Source organism: Citrobacter sp. Cpo032 (genome assembly GCF_030332975.1).
Classification (GTDB): domain Bacteria; phylum Pseudomonadota; class Gammaproteobacteria; order Enterobacterales; family Enterobacteriaceae; genus Citrobacter; species Citrobacter portucalensis.
Genome location: NZ_JAOWGU010000002.1, coordinates 1 through 243, shown reverse-complemented (window position 1 = coordinate 243; position 243 = coordinate 1). Strand labels below are relative to the sequence as shown.

1 protein-coding gene is annotated in these 243 nt (G+C 50.2%); it reads right to left on the bottom strand.

The window, feature by feature from the left end:
* Positions 1-15 precede the first annotated feature (15 nt).
* Positions 16-243, bottom strand: a 228-nt coding sequence (locus OGY33_RS00010; RefSeq protein ID WP_286570887.1) for an IS1 family transposase, incomplete at its 5' end; no start/stop codon positions are given.

The following is a 243-nucleotide window of genomic DNA, read 5'->3' as shown; positions in this document are numbered from 1 at the left end:
GGTAATGACTCCAACTTATTGATAGTGTTTTATGGTCAGATAATGCCCGATGACTTTGTCATGCAGCTCCACCGATTTTGAGAACGACAGCGACTTCCGTCCCAGCCGTGCCAGGTGCTGCCTCAGATTCAGGTTATGCCGCTCAATTCGCTGCGTATATCGTTTGCTGATTACGTGCAGCTTTCCCTTCAGGCGGGATTCATACAGCGGCCAGCCATCCGTCATCCATATCACCACGTCAAA